Genomic DNA, 20,240 nt, shown 5'->3' on the forward strand with positions numbered 1-20,240 from the left:
AAGGGGCAGTGCGAGGGGGCCTGTGAGCCCAGGTAGGTGTCACCACAGATTCGACAGCGATAGACGTTCATTGTGCGATATCCTCCTTGTGTGGATTCGGCCGCGGGTATACTCGTGCCCTTCACCGCACCTGCGGTTACTGTAAGATTGTTATACCCGAATGAGAGGAAGCGTCTCGTGGATCAACGCATACTGATGGCACCATCGATACTCTCGGCAGATTTCGCGAGACTCGAAGAAGCGGTCAGCATGATCTCGGCGGGGGGAGCCGACTTCGTCCACGTGGATGTCATGGACGGCCACTTCGTGCCCAACCTCACTATAGGCCCTCCAGTCGTCAAGGCGCTCAAGCGCATCACCGATACTCCGCTCGACGTCCACCTGATGATCACCAACGCCGAGGCCACGGTGGAACAGTACCTCTCGGCGGGAGCCGACTGGGTCACTGTGCACGCCGAGGCCTGCATCCACCTGGACAGGGTGCTGCAGGTCATAAAGGCACACGGTGCCCGCGCTGGCGTGTCCCTGAATCCTGCGACCAACGTCGAGTCCATCCGCGACATCATCGGATCCGTCGACATGGTCCTGCTGATGAGCGTCAATCCTGGGTTCGGAGGCCAGAAGTTCATCCCTCGGACGATCGAGAAGCTCACTGCGCTTACCAAGATGTGTGCCGAGGAGGGCGCAGCCCCTCTCATCCAGGTGGACGGGGGCATCGACCCGACCACTGCACCGCTGGCTGCTGCAGCTGGAGCCAGATGCTTCGTTGCGGGCAATGCGGTGTTCTGCCAAGACGACCCCATCGCCGCGATGGATGCCATCCGCCAGGCCGCCCAAGCTGCGATCTGACGACACCAGGGCTCACTCACCGCGGAGTATTGCCCGCACCACAGATTGGCGTGTCGGCAAGTCCGTATGTGATAGAATCCAACTGCACTTTTCTTCAGGGCGGGGTGAGATTCCCCACCGGCGGTGATCCTATGGGAAGCCCGCGAACCCCGTAGCAGGGGCCGATCCGGTGAGATTCCGGAGCCGACGGTCAGAGTCCGGATGAAAGAAGAGAGGTTTTTGCGTACAGTGCGCTTTCTTGTTGATGAATCTCAGCACATCGCCGATCCTCACCTGAGCCGGGCCTATAAGCTTGCCTTGCTCGGTGCGGGTGCGACATCCCCCAATCCTATGGTCGGCTGTGTGCTCGTGCGCGATGGCGAAGTCGTCGGCGAGGGCTACCATGCCGCGGCTGGAATGCCGCATGCCGAGGCCATGGCGCTTGGGCAAGCCGGTGCCCTAGCCGAAGGGGCGACTGCGTATGTGACCTTGGAGCCGTGTGCGCATGTTGGCCGCACTCCTTCATGCGCTGCAGCCCTAGTTGACGCTGGGGTCACAGCCGTCGTGATCGGCATGCCCGACCCCAATCCTGTCGCTGCCGGCGGAGCGAGCGTACTTGCCGCATCCGGCGTCGCAGTGTCGTTCATTGAGGACCCGTCGCCGTTCCGGTCACTCAATGAGGAGTGGCTACACCATCTGGAGCACGTCAGACCCTTCGTTCGCGTGAAGGTAGCGCTGTCGATCGACGGTAAGCCCACGTCGGCTGTGGGGATAAGATGCGCGATAACTGCCGAAGGGGGCAGGCGGATAACCATGGCTTTGCGGGAAAGGGCCGATGCAGTTCTGGTCGGTGCCGCGACTGCACTTATCGATGACCCAGTACTCACCGTCCGCGATGCCGACGGTGCTCCCTGCGAACGTCAGCCAGTCCGGGCCATCCTCGGCAGGAGGGCAATCCCACAAGTAGCCATGCTGGATGATGGCCTTGGCCTAGTGACGGCACTTCTGGAGCAGACGGCTCCAGACCCGCACTTGCCCGAGCACGTGAGGATCTTGCGTTACCCTGATGGCGATGGAGTCAAGGGCGCTATCGAGGCTCTCGGCGAGGCAGGAATCTGCAGCCTGCTTGTGGAGGCGGGGCCGCGGCTGTTCTCCTCGCTTTGGGATGCGGATATGATAGATGAGCTGGTTGTTATCCAAGCTGGCGGAGTCCTGGGAGCTCATGCCCCCTCGCTGTTCACTGGCGAGAGCGGTTGCGAGCCAAATAGACTTTCGCTCAGGATGAGGCCGGTGGAGTCGAGTGTGTTTTTCGAAGACGTCGTCACGATTTGGCGGCCTTGTGCCGATGGTTCGAGCGAGGGTTGATCTGTAGTTTGGCAGAGAGGTTGGAAGATGTTCACGGGATTGATTGAATCTGAAGGCATCATCACACGGGTGCACCGTGCGTCCGGCGGGATGCACCTAGAGGTCTATGCGCCCGAGTTCGGTAGGGATATGGCGATCGGCGACTCGATTGCCGTGGATGGCGTTTGCCTGACGATTGTGAAGTTCATCCGCGGAGCCTTCCTCGCCGATGTCAGCGAGGAAACGGTCAATCTGACAACACTCAGAGACCTTCGCCAGGGCAGCAAGGTGAACCTGGAGCGGGCGCTGCGGTTCTCGGATCGATTCGGCGGGCACCTTGTTTCGGGGCACGTCGACGGCATCGGATCGCTTCTGATGCGTCATTCGGCGGGCAACTCGACCATCTATCAGTTCTCGGCTTCCAGGGAGCTGATGGAATTCGTGGTTCCCAAGGGCTCGATAGCCATCGATGGCATCTCGCTGACGGTCGCCGACATCCGAGACGACAGTTTCGCTTGCGCTGTCATCCCGCACACAGAGCAGTTGACGACTCTAAAAGACAAGGCAATCGGCTCAGCCGTCAACCTAGAGGTTGATATGCTCGCGAAGTACGTCAAGAGGTTCGTGGGGCAGTACATGGGCGTGGATGAGACCTCGGACCGTCCTGGACGCAGGGGACTGGCTGACCTGCTCAGGGACTTCACAGAGGGCAGGTGACGGGAGTGGATAGCTCTTCGGCGCCAAACTCACTGTTCGCGACCATCCCTGAGGCCATCGAGCAGATCTCGGCTGGGCGCATGATCATAGTCGTCGATGACCAGTGTCGCGAGAACGAGGGCGACCTTGTGATCGCAGCGTCGAAAGTCAGGCCTGAGGATATCAACTTCATGGCCACACACGGCCGGGGACTCATCTGCATGCCGATGACAGGCGAGCGTCTCGATGAGCTCAAGATCCCACCGATGACCAGGGACAACACCTCGGCGCACGACACTGCATTCCACGTGTCGATTGGAGCTCGGGCCAACGTGACTACCGGCATCTCGGCCCATGATCGCGCGACCACTGTGGCCGTGGCCATCGACCCTGGGGCTGGCCCGCAAGACATCAGCATGCCGGGACACGTGTTGCCTCTGAGGGCCAGGGATGGCGGCGTGCTTGAGCGTGCCGGCCACACCGAAGCCTCGGTAGACCTCGCGCGATTAGCGGGATTGACGCCCGCCGCTGTGATCTGCGAGATCATGAATGCCGACGGTACGATGGCGCGAAGGCCCGAGCTCGAGCGATTCGCCGAGGAGCACGGACTGCTCATCGTGACCGTCGCCGATCTCATCCGCCACCGACGCAAGACCGAGAGACTCGTAGAACGTGTCGCCGAAGTCAAGATGCCGACGCGCTTCGGCGATTTCGTGCTCTACGGGTACAACTCGACCGTGGATGATTCGGTGCAGATGGCGCTTGTGGCTGGCTCACCAGCTGGAAAGTCCGGCGTGTTGGTGCGCGTCCACTCAGAGTGCTTGACTGGCGACATCTTCGGCTCACTGCGCTGTGATTGCGGTGCCCAGCTAGAAGAGGCGATGCGCCGGGTGCAGGAGGTCGGCGAAGGCGTGATCCTCTACATAGTCGGCCACGAAGGCAGGGGAATAGGGCTTGCCGCAAAACTCGCAGCCTACGAGCTACAGGAACAGGGCTGCGACACAGTTGAAGCGAATGCTCGGCTTGGATTCTTGCCCGATCTTAGGGACTACGGGATCGGTGCGCAGATACTTGCGGACCTAGGACTCACTTCGATGCGACTGATGACGAACAATCCTACCAAGGTTGTGGGACTCGAGGGCTATGGACTGACTATCGTGGAGCAGGTCTCGCTGGAGATGCCCACGTGTTCGCAGAACATCGCATATCTGAAGACCAAGAAAGAGAAGCTGAATCATCGTCTACAGCTTGGCGAGAGCCAGGCCCAGGAGAGGAGCGTGTCAGATGAAGACGTTCGAGGGTGATTTGATCGGCAGTTCACTGAAGTTCGGCATCGTTGTCAGCAGGTTCAATGAGCTGCTCTCGTCTCGGCTGCTCGGCGGGGCTACGGACGCCCTTGCGAGGCACGGAGTCGATCTCGACGACGTCGATGTCGCATGGGTCCCGGGAGCCTTCGAGATTCCTTTGGTCGCCCGCAAGATGGCTGATTCCGGGCGCTACGATGCAGTGATCACGCTTGGCGTCATCATCCGCGGCGGCACGCCACACTTCGAGTACGTAGCTGCCGAGGCAAGCAAGGGTGTCGCCAGGATCACGCTCGACTCCCAGGTTCCAGTTATCTTCGGATTGATTACCGCTGACACCATTGAGCAGGCTGTGGAGCGTGCAGGGACCAAGGCTGGCAACAAGGGCTGGGACGCCGCAATGTCGGCGATCGAGATGGCTAATCTGCTCAAAGCCGTGGGCTAGTGCTTCGCAGCCCGTGAGCTACCTGTACGCTGGTATCTAGCAGGTTTGGGCGAAGCCGAGACCCAAATTATGAGAGTGCCCCCCGTCTTTTCCGGACGAGGGGCCTTCTCTTTCGAATCCAGCGGGTTCTCACCACCCTGTGGCTATCAACCGTGGACCAGCGACTCATGGAGCCCTTTTGAGGCGGATGCATAACCTATCACGTCAGCCCTGGGCCGTACAAGGGAAATGTGGACTCATTCGATGAGCGGCATGTTTGGGCCTTATAGCGGAGTGAGGGGAGTGACGACCGGCCGAATGACTCACGGTCGTTTGGGCAGGGGTTCGTCCCTTGACACTTTGGGTTCGCGGGCGTATTCTTCCGATATCATACTTATCTGGTCAGGATTACTGCGACGGATGGATGGATGCGACTAACCGCGAAAAGCGAGTACGGACTGCTCGCAATGATAGAGATTGCCTCGGCTGGAGGCAACCCTGTCAGTGCCCGAAGCATCTCTGAGAGTCAGAAGATTCCGATGAAGTTCCTAGAGCAGCTCCTAGTTGCTCTAAGGCGTGCAGGACTGGTCTCCGCACGAAGAGGCGCTCACGGTGGATTCATACTCGCGGTCGACGAATCCCAAGTGACCGTGCTCGACGTTGTCGAGGCGCTAGAAGGCCCGCTTGTTGCAAAGCTTTGTGACTCAGGAAGGGGAGCCGTTTGTGGGCGAACCGGAGCCTGTGCAGCTTCTGTGGTCTGGAATCGGGCGACTGATGCCCTAAGAGATGTGTTCTCTGGCACAACCTTGAGCGATCTTGTCCTTGAGCAAAGCCAGTTCGATCTTGTTCATCGAAACGGATCCGATGGAGGTAGAGTTGAGCGAGCAGGATAACTCCGTTTATTTCGATTATGCAGCGACCACACCTGTCGACCCGCGGGTCGTCGAGGCGATGTTGCCGTACTACACAACTCACTTCGGGAACCCGAACTCGATGTACGCGCTTGGTCGGGAAGCATACAGGGCCCTAGAGGATGCGCGGGAGCGAGTAGCTGCCGCCATCGGCGCTTCAAGTGCCAACGAAGTCATCTTCACCGGATCGGGAACAGAAGCGGACAACGCCGCCCTCCTCGGCATCATGGCCAGGATGCGTAAAGATCGCAGGCACGTCATCGTCTCCGCGTTCGAGCACCATGCGGTCCTCGAGCCCGCCCGCGTTCTGGAGAAGCAGGGCTTCGAAATCACTCACATTCAGCCCGACACTAACGGTGTGATCTCGGTGGAGGCACTTCGTGAGGTTCTGCGTGACGATACGGCGCTTGTCTCGGTGATGCATGGCAACAACGAGATCGGATCTGTGCAGCCGATCAAGGAGCTGGCGGTTGCCGCACACGCCCGCGGTGCTTTGATTCACACCGATGCCGCCCAGACTCTGGGCAAGATCCCATTCGACACAAGTGAGCTTGGGGTGGATGCAGCCAGCTTTTCTGGCCACAAGATCTACGCTCCAAAAGGCATTGGTGCCATGTATCTCAAGAGGGGCACCCCCTTCGAGCCGTTCATCAAGGGCGGTGGCCAGGAGTTCGGGAAGCGCAGCGGCACACAGAATGTCGCTGGGGCAGTCGGATTCGCGGCCGCTCTCGAAATCATGCAGGATGAGGTGCGTGTCGAGTCACCGCGCCTTGAGGCCTTGCGGGATCGTTTGGTTCGAGGCGTGCTGGACAACATAGAGAACACCGTACTCACCGCCGACGCTCCGCACAAGCTTCCTAACATCGCGAGCCTGCTCATCAAGGGCGTGGAGGGCGAGGCGATGCTTTTGCAGCTCGACGGAAAGGGAATCGCAGTCTCCACAGGGTCCGCGTGCAGCAGCGGCTCGCTGGCCGCCAGTCACGTCTTGTTATCGATCGGATGTCCCCCCGAGATCGCCCACGGATCGCTTCGTATTTCATTCGGCAGGTACTCCACGGACGAAGATGTGGATCGATTCTTGGAGGTATTCCCGCCGATTGTTTCCAGGCTCAGAGAGATGTCCCCGGTCTACACGAAGATGTTCGGAGCTACCGCACGCTGAGGTCGACCCGTTTTGATTCATTCCCGATTGGAGAAGATGTGCTCTACAGCGATAAAGTGATGGATCACTTCAACAACCCGCGCAACGTCGGCGTCCTCGATTCGCCCGACGGTGTCGGCGAGGTAGGCAATCCCGTCTGTGGCGACATGATGAGGATTACGATCAAAGTCGACGACGACCGTATAGAGGATATACGCTTCCAGACCCTGGGTTGCGGTGCGGCGATCGCGACTTCTTCGATCGTGACCGAGATGGCCCGCGGCATGACCCTTGAGCAGGCCGTTTCGATAACCAAGAAGCAAGTAGCCGAGGAACTAGGCGGTCTTCCAGCCGCCAAAATGCACTGTAGCGTGCTGGCTACCGACGGCCTCAAGAGCGCAGTCGACGACTACCTTGTTCGCAACGGACGCGAGGCGATCTCGGGGGGCCTTGAGCACGATGATCCGAACTTCGACCCGCACGCGATCGAAAGCGAAGACGCCTGCGACGTCACAAAGTAGGCTCGCGGATGCGCGTTTTCGTGGCCATGAGCGGCGGCGTCGACTCATCTGTGGCCGCTGCATTGATGGTCGAGGCTGGACATGAAGTCACTGGAGTCACCATGCAGCTGCTTCCCAGCGGTGACGGCGTGGGCCAATGCTGCGGCACCGATGCGGTCTATTCGGCGAAAAGAGTCTGTGACTCCCTTGGTATCCCGCACTACACACTGGATTTTCGCGACGTCTTTGAACAAGAGGTCATCCAGCCTTTCGTAAGCGAATATGCAGCTGGAAATACCCCGAATCCGTGCATAGCCTGCAACGGCCGCGTCAAGTTCTCCGACTTGCTTGCGCGGGTGATGGCTCAAGGGGCCGACACCCTTGTTACCGGACACTACGCTCAGATCGTCCGCGATGAGGGTGGCTGCTGGGTTGAGCGGGGGGTCGATCGAACCAAGGATCAGTCGTACTTCCTTTACCAGTTACAGTCGCCAGCCTTAGAGCATGTTGCTTTCCCACTTGGCGACATGGCGAAGGTAGACGTGCGCGCGAAGGCAGCCTCGCTGGGACTTCCGACAGCGAGTCGAGCCGATTCGCAAGAAATCTGCTTCGTCGAGCGGCAGGGGATCAGTCGATTCGTGCAGGAAAGGGTCCCAGGATCCGTTTGCCCGGGTCCGATCGTCGACGGCCGAGGAAAGCAACTAGGCGTCCATCGCGGACTTCCGCTCTACACCGTGGGCCAAAGGAAGGGGCTTGGCATAGCTTCGGCGAGTCCGCTCTACGTCCTAGCCATCAACGCGTCATCGAATACCTTGGTGGTAGGCCCCAAGTCCGAACTCCTTCGGCCCGAGGTGTATCTGGGAGAGCCGGTGTGGCTGCTACCCAAGGATACTGCCAAGGTCCAGGTCCAGACGCGATATCGCATGGATCCGGTCCCCGCGACCGCACGGCGGACCGAAGACGGAATCATGATCGAGTTCGACCAACCGACTTTCGCTGTCGCTTATGGACAGGCTGTCGTATGCTATCAGGACGACCGGGTAGTGGCTGGAGGTGTTGCGCGTTGCCGGAGCTGATCGACTGTCACGTGCATACCGCACGTTGCGGCCATGCGAGCGGGGAGGCGATCGAGTACATCGAGGCCGCACGGCAACGCTCGATTTCAACCCTGGTCTTCACCGAGCACCTGCCTTTGCCCCAGCACCTCGATCCGATGCGCCGACTCAGCCTTCACCCAGATGATCTCGCCGTCTATGCCGAGGAAATCCTCACGCTTGCGGCAGTGACCACGGACGTGAAGGTCGTTCTCGGCATCGAGGTCGACTGGCTGCCCGGCGATGAAGAGCACACCCTTGCCATGCTCGACAGTGCCAGAGCACTCGGCGTCCAGGTAGTCATGGGCTCCGTGCACTTCCTAGGTGATTGGGCTTTCGATGACCCTGCCGAAATCGGCCGATGGAGCGACCAAGATGTCGACGCCGTCTATGCCAAGTACTTCGACCAGTGGTCACAAGCTACCGCAAGCGGCATCTTCGACGTGATGGCACACCCCGATCTGCCGAAGAAGTTCGGCCACAGGCCCTCCGGGGACACGAGCGCGATGTACGCACAGGCCGCAGCTGCTGCTGCATCATCGGCGACTGCGATCGAGATCAGCACTGCGGGCCTCAGAAAGCCCGTCGGAGAGATGTATCCGGCCCCTCAGCTGCTGGAAGCGTTCTTCGCTGCTGGCGTACAAGTCACAGTCGGCTCCGATGCGCACGCGCCCGCAGATGTCGGGCACTCGCTCGAGCAGGCCTACGCTTTGGCGGCCTCAGTTGGTTACACTTCGCTTTTTTGCCCCGATGGCCAAGGACAGTGGCGGAAGGTGGAGTTATGAGCCCTGTAGAGGTGCGTCGAATCGTCGAGGCCATCCATGAAAGCTTTCCATCCCACTGGGCCGAACCTTGGGACAAGTTCGGGTTGATCTGCGGAGATCCCTGCGCCACCGTCACCGGTGTCTTCGTCACGCTCGACCCAACTGCCGAGGCGATTGCGGCCACCCTTGCTGCAGGCGCCAACGTCGTAGCCACCCATCATCCCGCCTTTCTGGAGCCACAGACTCCGATTGCTGCCCCAGGCTCTCGAGGTATCGCATGGGAAGCCGCCCGCCACGGCGTCTCGCTCATCGCCGCCCACACCAACCTCGATCGCGCACCGGCCGGAGCCGGAGCGCTGGGCGCCACACTTGGCTTGCCGTCGGGTGAGCCGCTAGAGCGCTCGATGCAGTCGCTGGCGCACATCTCGGTGTTCGTGCCGAGCGAAGCTGCCGACACAGTGCGCGCGGCAATGACGGAGGCAGGAGCCGGAAGGATAGGCGAGTACGAAGGTTGCTCCTTCACCGCCGAGGGCACTGGCCGTTTCTTGCCGCTTGCAGGTGCGTCCCCTTGCATCGGCACCATTGCGAAGCCCTCCAGGGTGCCCGAGGAGAGGATAGAGGCGGTGTGCGATCCAACTCGTGCGGATTGGGTTGTCGCCCGCATCGTCGAGGCCCATCCCTACGAGGAGCCACTCGTCGTCGTGACCCCGGTAAAGATTGCTCGCGGGAGCGCTCGTCTTGGACGGATATGTACGGTTGAGCCAGTCAAACTAGAGGACCTTGCCGCGGACGTTGCGTCCCGGATGGATTGCACTCCTCGCGTTTGGGGCAAGAAAGGTTCGCGAGTCACCAGAGTCGCCACCGCTAGCGGATCTGCGGGTGCGTTGCTACCTGACGCGATTGCGGTCGCCGCCGATGTTCTTATCGCCGGCGAGGTGCGGTATCATGACGCGCTGGAAGCCGTGGCCCAAGGCGTCTGCGTGATCGAGGTCGGACACGACGTGAGCGAGTGGCCATTGGTGCCGGTTTTGGCGGGAGCCATTCGCAATACGCCAGGCCTTGATAGCAAGAGTGTAACTGTTGATTCACCGACTAGGAGATGGTGGTTGCCTTGACGCAAGCTGATTTACAGGAAACAGCCAAGCAGCTCCTGGAGCTCCAAGAACTGGACTCAAGCATCATGCGCTTGACCAAGCGACTTGAAGACATGCCCGAGAAGCGTGCAATCCTACAGACGCGCAAGAAACGGGTCGAGGTCGATTCGCTTCTGGAGAAAGCCAAGCTACTGTCATCTCGGCTAGAGCGAGACATCTCCCGCCTTGATGATGAGTGTCGCAGTCTGGGTTCTCGTATCGACACCGAGCAAACCAAGGTGATGTCCGGATCGGTCACCAACCCAAAGGAGCTTGTCGCCATCACGCGTGAGATGGACTCGCTCAAGAGGCGACGTGACAAGCTGGAGGTCGAAGAGGTCACTTTGATGCAAAAGGCCGAGAAGGCGACAGCGCAAACGGCGGTGATCACCAAAGCCCTCGATCAGCTAGCAAAACAAGAAGAAGACCAGAAGGCCCAGTTCATCGAGGTTGGCAGCAAGATGCAAGACGAGATCGCACGTATGACCGCCCAGCGCAATCGCATCGCAGCTAGCTTGCCCTCCGACATGTTGACTCGCTATGACGAGATCGCCAAGGCGAAAGGTGGGGTGGCGATTGGCCATCTGGACGGTAAGAGCTGTACCGCGTGCAGGATGCAGCTACCCGCCGAGGAAACCGAGAAGCTGCACAAGGGCCCTGCATTAGCCACTTGCCCTGCATGCAGAAGGATGCTTGTCGTGGATTTACCGGGAGCGGAAGTTGAGTAGGGCGATACTCCGCTCAGATGGGGGTTCGAGGGGCAATCCGGGCCCCGCGGGAGCCGGATTCGTGCTAATCGACCCATCGGGAGCCCCGATCCTTGAGGGCGGTCGATTCTTGGGTGACGCGACGAACAATGTCGCAGAGTACGAGGCGCTGCTATGGGGCATACAGGTCGCACTCAACGCAGGTGTCGATGACATCACCATAGAGTGCGACAGCGAGCTCATCGTGATGCAGCTTAGTGGGCGGTACAGGGTCAAGAATCCTGGCCTGAAACCACTGTTCGAGCAGACCCGTTCACTCTTGGGTAGGTTTCAAAGTTTTCGGGTCGACCACATTCCTAGGGCCAAAAACACCCAAGCAGATGCACTGGCCAATGCGGCAATGGACGCCAAAGGCATGGTCGGCAACGCCCCTTACCCTGTTGTGTTCGACCAACCTCAGACGTTGTTCTGAATAGAAAGGGAAGAGAATGTTCGAGCTGACCATCAAATCGCATTTCGACGCAGCCCACACGTTGAAGGGCTACCCAGGCGAGTGCAGTAATTTACACGGGCACACTTGGGATATCGAGGTCACTGTGAGCGGCGCTGAGCTTGATGAAATCGGCATCGTCTATGACTTCAAGACCCTCAAGGCGGATCTGGCTGCAGTTCTAGAACCTTTCGACCACGTCAACCTAAACGACGTTCCACCGTTCGACGCACTCAACCCAACTGCCGAGAATCTCGCGATGGTGATCTTTGAGTCTCTTGAGCGCAGTGTTGGGCTAGGAGTCGCGGTGAAAGAGGTTGCAGTCTGGGAGTCACCCATCGCCAAGATTGTCTACCGCGGCAAGGGACGATAGCGTCAGGGGAGCGGGATCCTGGGTGTTCGGCACAAATGCCATGAAAAAAGAGACGCCCCAAGAAACCTCGTCCTCCGAGTAAGTACTCCACAACTTTCCGTTTCTTACCTTTGGCTGACCATTCCTGCGAACCAACTCACGCTGTGCTCGCACTCGCGGCCCTCCGCCGGCAGCTACTGGTACGCTGCTTTTCCTCACTTTTTGAATCCGACTTCTTGGGGCAAGACCCACTTTATGGGTTAGCGGTCGGGACGTCAATAGCAATTTTGCAAAATTCAACCATAGTTTCCAAACGGTAGAATTGTGATGATTAGCGGCGAATATGTATTGACGAATGGACTGCCGCAGATCGGCGCATTTCAGAAGGATCGCCCGTAGCTTACGCACTGCAAACTTGTTAGAATCTCCTAAGCTAATTCATTCTCGGGACAAGGCTGAGTGCTGCCAGGAAAGGCCACGCCAGTGTCTACCTATACGCTTGAAGAGTACCTCGAGGCAATCTATAAGATCTCGGAACGAGGTCCGGTCAGGCCCACTATGATCGCCGAAGCAGTCAAGGTCTCAGGTCCGACAGTGACGGCCACTCTCAAACGCTTGGAGTCCAGAGGGCTGATTACTCGTTCGGGTAGTGAGGTAGTTCTCACTAGCGAGGGACTGAAGCTTGCCCTCGACATCATCCGCCGCCATCGCATTTCGGAGCGTTTCCTGGTCGACATACTGGGCCTGCCGTGGGACGAGGCACACGAAGAGGCTTGTAGGCTTGAGCACGCACTGTCCCCCAAAGTACTTGAAAGGCTCGAGAAATACCTCGATAGTCCTGACGCATGCCCTCACGGGCACCCCATCCCGAGCGCATCCGGCACTATCAATCTGGTGGAAGCGAGACTTCTCTCGGAGTACGGCGTGGGTTCCAAGCTGCAGGTTTCGCGTGTTGAGGAGGATGACGAGGAGCTGCTGTCGCACCTCGGCGCCCTCGGAATGTATCCCGGCGCCCAGGTGGTCGTTACTGAGATTGCGCCATTCGATGGCCCCGTCACGGTTTCTGTCGACGGAAAAGTTCAAGTGATCGGATCGGGCGTTGCACGCGCCGTGTATGTCACCCAACAGTGATCTCCGGCGATTCAAGCTTCAGCTAGCTCAATCTAACGATTCCCATCGGGAAAGTGAGTAGGGTTTGGCCGACACAAGGTTCGTGAAAAAATTCAGCATACGTTCTCTCCTTGTGATGATGGTGCTGTTCGGGGCTCTTGGCGCTGCCTTGACGTGGCGGGTCCAGGAACTCTATCTACGGAATGCGACTTTGACCGCAGAGACACTGGCCTCCGGTGCCATCCTCCATCACCTTGGATACGGGCCATTCCCAACTGCGCTGACTGTCGAGCAGCAAGAGCGCATCGAATCGATGCTCGATCGTCACCTTCGCGGCGCAGGAGTGTTCGCTGTCAAACTCTGGAACGCCGAAGGCACTCTCATCTACTCATCGGATCCTGAGGACCGCGTGGGCCAGGCGTTTGCCGATGACCCAGAGGTCGCTCGTGCGATGACTGGCGTGACAGCCGCAGAGATCATCCACGAGGCCCAGCCTGCGAACATCGAGCAGTTCGAGTACGCTGGCTCGCTACTCGAGGTCTATGCCCCTGTGAACGACCCTGACACCGGTGAAATCACCGGGATATTCGAGATATACCAGCACTTTGAACCTATCAGGCAGGAGATAATGCTTTCGCTGGCACTCCTTTGGGGGTTCATCGCTCTCGGATCCGGGACTGCCTATCTTGTTCAGCTCCAGATGGTGAGATCCATAGCTCAAGAACTCAGTGAGACCGAGGAACAGGTCGCCGAGGTGAACAGTCGCCTGGAGTCGTCCTTCTCCCAGCTCGAAGAACACTCTTTAGGAACACTACAGGCCCTGACGGTGGCCGTCGATGCCAAAGACAGTCAGACGGCGAGTCACAGCCTCGGTGTTTCGGCGTATGTACGGGTCGTCGGAACTCATCTCAAACTGGATGAAACCGAACTTGAGCTACTTGAGCGCGCGGCGCTACTGCACGACATCGGAAAGATCGGCGTTCCGGAAAGCATCCTGCTCAAGCCAGCCAAGCTTTCCGAGACCGAGAAGGCGTTGATTGCCAACCATAGCTCCGCTGGTGCGGAGATAGTGGAGTCCATCCCATTCCTCAAGGAGCTTGTACCGCTCATCCGGCACCATCACGAGCACTGGAATGGGGAAGGATATCCTGATGGACTGTCGGCCGACCACATCCCACGACTGGCAAGGGTTCTGGCCGTGGCCGACGCCTTCGACGCCATGACATCAGATAGGCCGTACCGCAGTGCTATGCGAGTCGGCAGTGCTCGCTTGGAGCTGCTCCGTGGCCGAGGAAGCCAATTCGACCCCGAAGTGGTCGATGCTTTCATCGATGCGATCGATAGAGGTGCACTCCTGGTCAGGGAGAGCGGGACCCACTCACGCGTGCGTTCCTCGGTATCAGTCTGAGGAGTCTTCGGCGATGTCTTCCACCTTTGTGGTCCCGCGTCGGAGTGAACCCTCGCCGAAGCGCTTGTTCACAGCGTCTATGCTCATCAATAGTTGGTCTGACGTGCTCTCTCTTGGGCGGAGAGGGTCGTCGGTCGTAGACTGGAACAGGTCCATCTGTTGGCCTTTCTCGCTTAGGCCAGACACCCCGACTCCAAGTAACCTGATTCCCACTCCCGGTGTCCATATTTTGGCCACCGACTCCATGACCACGCTCGCAATCTTGCGTTCATCATTGGTCGGAGCACTCAGAGCCTGCTGCATGGTGCGTGTGGTGAAATCGGAGAACCGTACCTTCAAGTGGACCTTCGTGGCAGCAACCCCGCGTCGACGTATTCTGCGTGCCACCTTGGTCGAGAGCAGATCGACAGCCTTTCGGACACTATCGGGCTCCCTTATGTCGCTGGCGAACGTCTTCTCACTCGATATCGAAGCTCGCTTGGGTCCGCCGGCAATCGACCGACCGTCGATCCCCCTTGCGCGCTCCACGAGAACACTTCCGCTCGAGCCGAGGAGCTCACGTGAGGTCGCAGGGTCGAGCTGAGCTAGATCCGCAAGGGTGAGCACCCCCATCGATTTGAGCCTCGAAGCGGAGACTGGGCCGATTCCGCTCATGACCTCGATAGGCAACGGCGCCAAGAAGGCACGTTCGTCGCCGGGATATACGATTGTGATGCCCTGCGGTTTCTGGCGCTCAGATGCGATCTTAGCAACCGTTCTTGATGTCCCTAGTCCCGCAGAGCATGTGATTCCTAGGGCGGCGACCTCATCGGCGATCCGAAAGGCGGTTGCGACTGGGTCATCGTCGCCGTACTTACCAGGCGTGATGTCGAGGAAGGCTTCATCGATCGAGACAGGCTCGACGTGGGGCGTGGCGCGCTCGAAGACCTCAAACACCATCTTCGAGAGCTCTTGGTATCGACCCATCCTGGGGCGTACCCAGACCGCGTCTTGCGGCGCCAATTTCGCAGCGCGCGCAGCGGGCATCGCAGAGCGGATCCCGTATCGTCTCGCTTCATATGAGGCTGTGGAGACGACTCCTCGGCCCTCCGGCGAACCGCCCACTATGACCGCGCGGCCGCGATACTCTGGATGGTCCAGCTGCTCTACTGCAGCGAAGAATGCGTCGAGGTCGACGTGGAGGATTGCGCGATCGCCCCAGGTGCGATCGGGGTGTCGTGCGTCTTCAGGCATTGGTATATTGGGTCCAGTCAACGACAACCGAAAGGAAGTCCATGCGTATCGGCGCACACTTGTCAGTGTCACAAGGTTACGTCAACACCCTTGATTATGCCGAGAAGGTGGGCTGCGAGTCCATCCAGATCTTCGCCAAGAGCCCCCGCCGATGGTCTGCGCCACCCCCTGATCTGGCGGCTGGTGCAGCGTTCGCTCAGGCTAGGGCGCAGGTCGTTGATGGACTACCCCTGTTCACTCACACCTCGTACTTGATCAATCTCGCAACTGTCGACGATGAGGCTGGCGTCAAATCGGTCCATGCCCTTGCTGACGAACTGACTAGGGCCGCCATCTTACGCGCCGATGGGGTCGTAACCCATCTGGGCAATGACACTCCAGGCCAGCCTGAACTTGCAGCAAAGCGAGTAGCCGAACGGATCGCACAAGCCTATGAAGCCGCCGGGCTGAGTCCCGATCAGGTCGTTTTGCTGCTCGAGAACACCGCTGGTGCCGGGGCTGGCTTTGGGTGCTGCCCTCACGACATCGGGTTGGTTTTTCACTCACTAGAGCAATCTCTGCAGGCGACCGTTGGCGTGTGCCTCGATACCTGCCACGCCCATGCCTTTGGAGTCGATCTATCAACGCCACAGGCCTGGCGCACCTATGTGAGCGAGTGGGAGAGTCTGTGCAGGGAGGGGTGCATCAAGGTCATCCACGCCAACGATGCGATCTTCGAGAGGGGCTCTCGTCGTGACAGGCATGCCTGGATAGGCGAGGGACAACTGGGAGTTTCAGCTTTTGAGTCGATGTTCGTGGCGCTAGGCGATAGCGACATATCGGTGATCACCGAGATGCCGGGTGAGGCGCCTGAGAAGGATGTCGTCAACATTGAGAAGCTCAAGTCCATGAGAGAGATGCGTTCATCTGAAACTCTGTGATGCAAGTCACCAGCAGGTCCGATAGAGCCAATAATGTCCCAAAATGCACTCCGGCATGTCGTATCATGTAGGGGTATACCAAAGTATTGAGCGCTCATACGGAGAGGGAAGGGTCGACCAATGAGCTTTTTCTTGCTAGGCCGCGACCGTAATTCGGGTGAACTCAGGCTCCTGACGACCGATCTGCTCGAGACGCGTGAGACGGCACTAGAGCGACTTTCAGCGCTGGTGGTGACACCCGAGTTGCATTCGCTTGAGTTGGATTACTTCATTGCAGACTTCGCTGCCGCCACTCCGGTCCTCCTCGTGATCCCGGCACAGCCCCAAGTCGCACCAATCGAGGGGGATGCTGGGGTTTGGGAGGCTCCGATCACTTACCCTGAGTCGGACGCGGCCCTAGATGAGATCGTTGCCGAGGCTGCTATGGAGGCCCTCGAAATTGACGAACCCGTCGAGGGACCTGACGTGCCTGAAGTGACCGCAGGCCCCGAATCCGATGACGGCCTGGAAGTATCCGAACAGGGAGATGTGACCGCAGCACCCGAAACCTTTGAAGTACCCGACACCCTCGAAATCCCCGCATCGCCCGAACCATCCGAAGCGGCGGCACAAGCTGATGTTTCGCTGGCGGCAGCCCTCAAGAGAGCTGCGGACACACTGGAATCCGAGGGTATCCAGGCGCCCCCATCAGTGGGGCCAGCCACACCAGAGCCCTGGCCTTGGGAGTCCCAGCAAGAGGAGATATCGCCATCTGCCCCGACCGAGTCCGATCGACATGAACCCGAAATCCTCGGCGATCAGCTGACTGCCGAAGAAGTCTTGCCGATTGAGATCGACCCTCTTGAGGAATCCTCCGTCGATGGTGATCCGCTATTCCCACCGCCATTGCGTGACGAGGATTTCCTGCCTCCTCGGCCGGTGATAATGGGGGATTACCATGAGGCTCCTCGTAACCCTCTTGGTGTTGATTCGGAAGTCTCCGATGATTTCGCTATCGAGGCCGATGTCTCGCCTGTAGAAGCAACCCGCGAATTACACCACCCTGTCTCGGTTCTAGACGACCTGACGATCGTCACGCCCGATGCTGATTCTACGGATTCGTCGTCTTCTGACAGCGCTGAATCGACTCTCACCTGTGATGATTGCGTCTACGTCACGACATGTCCCAACAAAGATGAATCGACTCCTGATAACTGCGGTAACTTCCAGTGGAAGTCGGGGTAACCAAGCTCTCCGTACCACGAAATATAGATGGATTTCGGAGCCTGACTACCGTATATTGTAGTCAGGTTCGTTTTTTGGAGGCCATGTGACCGAGCGCACCGCTCATCTTTTTCCGTTCTCGGCTGTTGTGGGCCAAGAGACGCTGAAGACCGCACTTTGCCTGAACGCCATCGATCCGCGGGTGGGCGGAGTCCTCATTCGAGGCGAGAAGGGCACAGCGAAGTCCACTATAGTCCGTGCACTGGCTGCGGTACTTCCCGAGATGGACGTGGTCGAGAACTGCAGGTTCTCCTGCGACCCCTCCCACTCTGGCTCTTGGTGCATCGAGTGCAGATCACGTGAGCTGGATCCAGTAGCTCCTATCGCTACACGCAGGCCCTGGATCGTGGATTTGCCCGTTTCGATCACAGAGGACCGACTGGTCGGCACATTGTGCCTAGAGCACGCACTGAAGTTTGGGGAGCGCACATTCGAGCCGGGCATTCTGGCCCGCGCAAATCGGTCGATACTCTATGTCGACGAAGTCAACCTTCTTGATGATCATCTTGTAGACACGCTTCTTGATGTGGCTGCCATGGGCGTCAATACGGTCGAGCGTGAGGGAATATCGTTTCAACATCCCGCTCGTTTCATTCTCGTCGGTACTATGAATCCCGAGGAAGGCGAGTTGCGTCCACAGCTGTTGGATCGATTCGGCTTGTGTGTCGACGTCAAGAGTGTCCGTGACCCCGCCTTACGAGTCGAGATCCTCGACAGAAGACGCCGATTCGAAGAGGACGCGAAGACCTTTTCTGCTGACTGGGTCGCCGACGAGGACGAGCTCCGGGTACGCCTCGAGCACGCACGCGCACGACTTTCCTCGGTCATGCTCTCCGAGGACGTCAAGCGCATGATCGTCTCCATCTGCCTGAAAGCTGGAGTCGATGGGCATCGCTCGGACCTCGTCATGGCCAGGGCCGCTTGCGCATGGGCTGCATGGAATGCGAGGGACCAGGTCGAGGTCGAGGATCTGATCACGGTCGCTCCGTTGGTCTTGGCGCACAGAGTTCCCAGGTCACCCGTAGAGCAGCAGACGTCTGATCAAAGTCGCCTGAAGGACATGGTTTCCTCGGCGTTGTTAGGGGGTGTCGAGCAGAATGAGATTGCCAGTCCACCAAGTCCTACCAGTGGTAATGATTCCACGGCTGATGATCTCGACACAACACTGCAGACAATCCTGTCCTCTTCGGCCGAACAGGCTGGCTGGCAAGGTGCAGATGCACCGAAGATCGACAGGCAACTCGACGACATGCGGCGTTCCATCTCGGGTAGGAGACATCAGACGGTCTCCGATGACCACAGAGGCAAGCATGTGAGGTCGGTCAAAGCGGGTTGTGCCACCGCGGTCGATATGGCTCTTGGCGCCACCGTCAGAGAGGCGGCTGTTCACCAGCAATCCCGTGACGGTGGTTTGGCGGTCAACATCGATCCTTCGGATGTCATGAAGAAGGTGAGGAAGCGTAAGGCGGGAGCATCGATCGTTCTGTGTGTCGACGCAAGCGGCTCTATGGGTGCAACAGAGAGAATGGAAGCGGCCCGTGGTGCGGCTTTGGGGCTGCTTGTCGATGCCTATCAGCGTCGGGATCGCGTCGGCCTTGTGTCCTTCAGGGGCGAAGGCACGGATATCGTCATGGCCCCGACTGCAAGCGTGGAGCTGGCGCAACTGAAGCTTCGAAACATGCCTGCTGGAGGCGCAACACCGTTGGCCGCAGGTCTATTGAAATCGCTGGAACTACTTCAGGCCGAGATGAAACGTGACCCCCAGGTGATCCCTTGGCTCGTCGTACTCACCGATGGGCGCGCAAATGTCGGACTGAACGGCGGGCTGGGTAGCGAGGACGCTCGGGCCGTGGGGGTCAAGATCAAGGCCGCGAAGCTCAACACCATTGTCTTTGACGCAGGAAGTGGGCCTAAAGTCGTGAGCGGGGCTTTGGAGATCGCTCGCATTACCGGGGGAGAGTACATCCGGCTGTCCACTGTCGAGGGAACATCCATGCTTGACGCCGTTCGATCAAGACTGTGAAAGCGCCGGCCGGATACGGTCGACGCCTTCACTTGGGAATCGAGGCAGAGTGGGTCTGTAAGCCGGATTCTGTCGTGGACGATCATTTCTCTGGGACCGCAGTCGCCTGCGGCCTCTAGCGGGCTACCCGAGCGCCGACCGGGCCGGTCTTGACCGCTCCTATATGCCCTTGCTCCGGATGGGGTTTGCCAAGCCGCCGCGTTACCGCGACGCTGGTGCGCTCTTACCGCACCGTTTCAGCTTTTCCAACGCCGAAAACCAGCGATGGAGTCTTCTTTTCTGTGGCACTTTCCGTCAGGTCACCCTGCCCTGCTGTTAGCAGGCATCCTGCCCTATGGAGTCCGGACTTTCCTCACGCGCCGAAGATGACGCGCGCAACCGCCCGACCCACTCTTAGTCGATTCTAACAGCTAGGGGCGCGAAAATGAATGCTGGTAGCCCGTACGGGGTTCGAACCCGTGCCTCCGCCTTGAGAGGGCGGTGTCCTAGGCCTCTAGACGAACGGGCCAGCTTTGGCTGGGGTACTAGGGCTCGAACCTAGACTCTTCGGAACCAGAATCCGACGTGTTGCCAGTTACACCATACCCCAGTCCAC

The 20,240-nt window shown here is 59.0% G+C and carries 20 protein-coding genes, 2 tRNA genes, 1 other RNA gene and 1 riboswitch; of the genes, 19 read left to right on the forward strand and 4 right to left on the reverse strand.

Going from position 1 to position 20,240, the window contains the following annotated elements:
• The first annotated feature begins 177 nt into the window (after positions 1-177).
• The 16 genes from rpe (at position 178) to M1617_01370 (ending at position 14,206) form a co-directional block, all read left to right on the forward strand.
• Entirely contained in the window at positions 178-849 is a 672-nt protein-coding gene (gene rpe, locus M1617_01295) for a ribulose-phosphate 3-epimerase (protein MCL5886930.1), read from the forward strand.
• An 86-nt stretch (positions 850-935) separates the two neighbouring features.
• Positions 936-1,066, forward strand: a riboswitch (FMN riboswitch).
• A complete protein-coding gene (gene ribD / locus M1617_01300) occupies positions 1,051-2,193 on the forward strand; it encodes a bifunctional diaminohydroxyphosphoribosylaminopyrimidine deaminase/5-amino-6-(5-phosphoribosylamino)uracil reductase RibD (protein ID MCL5886931.1) in 1,143 nt (380 codons plus the stop codon). Its footprint overlaps the riboswitch before it by 16 nt.
• 27 nt (positions 2,194-2,220) lie before the next feature.
• The gene (locus tag M1617_01305) at positions 2,221-2,889 is read left to right on the forward strand and encodes a riboflavin synthase (protein ID MCL5886932.1); all 669 of its coding nucleotides are present in this window, start codon (positions 2,221-2,223) and stop codon (positions 2,887-2,889) included.
• 32 nt (positions 2,890-2,921) lie between these two features.
• A complete protein-coding gene (locus M1617_01310; GenBank protein ID MCL5886933.1) occupies positions 2,922-4,172 on the forward strand; it encodes a bifunctional 3,4-dihydroxy-2-butanone-4-phosphate synthase/GTP cyclohydrolase II in 1,251 nt (416 codons plus the stop codon).
• Complete coding sequence (gene ribE, locus M1617_01315; GenBank protein ID MCL5886934.1) at positions 4,153-4,617, forward strand: 6,7-dimethyl-8-ribityllumazine synthase; 465 nt, start codon at positions 4,153-4,155, stop codon at positions 4,615-4,617. Before M1617_01310 ends, ribE begins: the two co-directional genes overlap by 20 nt.
• Before the next feature lie 407 nt (positions 4,618-5,024).
• Positions 5,025-5,489, forward strand: coding sequence for an Rrf2 family transcriptional regulator (locus M1617_01320; GenBank protein MCL5886935.1), 465 nt, complete (start codon positions 5,025-5,027; stop codon positions 5,487-5,489).
• Positions 5,473-6,669 (forward strand): cysteine desulfurase, encoded by a 1,197-nt coding sequence (locus M1617_01325; protein ID MCL5886936.1) that lies wholly within the window; start codon positions 5,473-5,475, stop codon positions 6,667-6,669. The genes M1617_01320 and M1617_01325 overlap by 17 nt, the downstream gene beginning before the upstream one ends.
• A 38-nt stretch (positions 6,670-6,707) precedes the next feature.
• Positions 6,708-7,169, forward strand: coding sequence for a Fe-S cluster assembly scaffold protein NifU (gene nifU, locus M1617_01330; GenBank protein ID MCL5886937.1), 462 nt, complete (start codon positions 6,708-6,710; stop codon positions 7,167-7,169).
• Between the two features lie 8 nt (positions 7,170-7,177).
• Positions 7,178-8,224, forward strand: coding sequence for a tRNA 2-thiouridine(34) synthase MnmA (gene mnmA / locus M1617_01335; protein ID MCL5886938.1), 1,047 nt, complete (start codon positions 7,178-7,180; stop codon positions 8,222-8,224).
• Complete coding sequence (locus M1617_01340; GenBank protein MCL5886939.1) at positions 8,212-9,027, forward strand: histidinol-phosphatase HisJ family protein; 816 nt, start codon at positions 8,212-8,214, stop codon at positions 9,025-9,027. The genes mnmA and M1617_01340 overlap by 13 nt, the downstream gene beginning before the upstream one ends.
• Entirely contained in the window at positions 9,024-10,121 is a 1,098-nt protein-coding gene (locus tag M1617_01345) for a Nif3-like dinuclear metal center hexameric protein (GenBank protein ID MCL5886940.1), read from the forward strand. Before M1617_01340 ends, M1617_01345 begins: the two co-directional genes overlap by 4 nt.
• The gene (locus M1617_01350; GenBank protein MCL5886941.1) at positions 10,118-10,867 is read left to right on the forward strand and encodes a C4-type zinc ribbon domain-containing protein; all 750 of its coding nucleotides are present in this window, start codon (positions 10,118-10,120) and stop codon (positions 10,865-10,867) included. The genes M1617_01345 and M1617_01350 overlap by 4 nt, the downstream gene beginning before the upstream one ends.
• Positions 10,860-11,318 carry a ribonuclease HI family protein gene (locus tag M1617_01355; GenBank protein MCL5886942.1) on the forward strand — a complete coding sequence of 153 codons (459 nt, stop codon included), beginning with the start codon at positions 10,860-10,862 and terminating at the stop codon, positions 11,316-11,318. The genes M1617_01350 and M1617_01355 overlap by 8 nt, the downstream gene beginning before the upstream one ends.
• 16 nt (positions 11,319-11,334) lie before the next feature.
• On the forward strand, positions 11,335-11,709 hold the full coding sequence (gene queD / locus M1617_01360) for a 6-carboxytetrahydropterin synthase QueD (GenBank protein MCL5886943.1): 375 nt from the start codon (positions 11,335-11,337) through the stop codon (positions 11,707-11,709).
• Positions 11,710-12,171: 462 nt separating this feature from the next.
• Positions 12,172-12,819 (forward strand): metal-dependent transcriptional regulator, encoded by a 648-nt coding sequence (locus M1617_01365; GenBank protein ID MCL5886944.1) that lies wholly within the window; start codon positions 12,172-12,174, stop codon positions 12,817-12,819.
• A 190-nt stretch (positions 12,820-13,009) separates the two neighbouring features.
• Entirely contained in the window at positions 13,010-14,206 is a 1,197-nt protein-coding gene (locus tag M1617_01370) for an HD domain-containing protein (GenBank protein MCL5886945.1), read from the forward strand.
• Here the strand turns inward: M1617_01370 and dinB are convergent.
• A complete protein-coding gene (gene dinB / locus M1617_01375; protein ID MCL5886946.1) occupies positions 14,198-15,439 on the reverse strand; it encodes a DNA polymerase IV in 1,242 nt (413 codons plus the stop codon). The two genes, M1617_01370 and dinB, sit on opposite strands and share 9 nt — an antisense overlap.
• A 41-nt stretch (positions 15,440-15,480) precedes the next feature.
• On the opposite strand from dinB, the gene M1617_01380 reads away from it, so the two are divergent.
• The 3 genes from M1617_01380 (at position 15,481) to M1617_01390 (ending at position 19,645) form a co-directional block, all read left to right on the forward strand.
• Entirely contained in the window at positions 15,481-16,359 is an 879-nt protein-coding gene (locus M1617_01380) for a deoxyribonuclease IV (protein MCL5886947.1), read from the forward strand.
• Between the two features lie 120 nt (positions 16,360-16,479).
• Positions 16,480-17,583: a hypothetical protein gene (locus M1617_01385; GenBank protein ID MCL5886948.1), complete on the forward strand. Its 1,104-nt coding sequence runs from the start codon at positions 16,480-16,482 to the stop codon at positions 17,581-17,583.
• A gap of 85 nt (positions 17,584-17,668) precedes the next feature.
• A complete protein-coding gene (locus M1617_01390; protein ID MCL5886949.1) occupies positions 17,669-19,645 on the forward strand; it encodes a magnesium chelatase subunit D family protein in 1,977 nt (658 codons plus the stop codon).
• Positions 19,646-19,687: 42 nt separating this feature from the next.
• Here the strand turns inward: M1617_01390 and rnpB are convergent.
• The 3 genes from rnpB to M1617_01405 all read right to left on the reverse strand — a co-directional run bounded on the left by rnpB (position 19,688) and on the right by M1617_01405 (position 20,234).
• Positions 19,688-20,039: RNase P RNA component class A (rnpB, locus tag M1617_01395), an RNA gene on the reverse strand.
• A gap of 38 nt (positions 20,040-20,077) precedes the next feature.
• Positions 20,078-20,153 (reverse strand) — tRNA-Glu (locus tag M1617_01400).
• A 5-nt stretch (positions 20,154-20,158) separates the two neighbouring features.
• Positions 20,159-20,234, reverse strand: a tRNA-Gln gene (locus M1617_01405).
• Between the last annotated feature and the right edge of the window lie 6 nt (positions 20,235-20,240).

Source organism: Actinomycetota bacterium, from assembly GCA_023488435.1.
In the GTDB taxonomy this organism is placed as follows: Bacteria; Actinomycetota; Coriobacteriia; order Anaerosomatales; family UBA912; genus UBA912.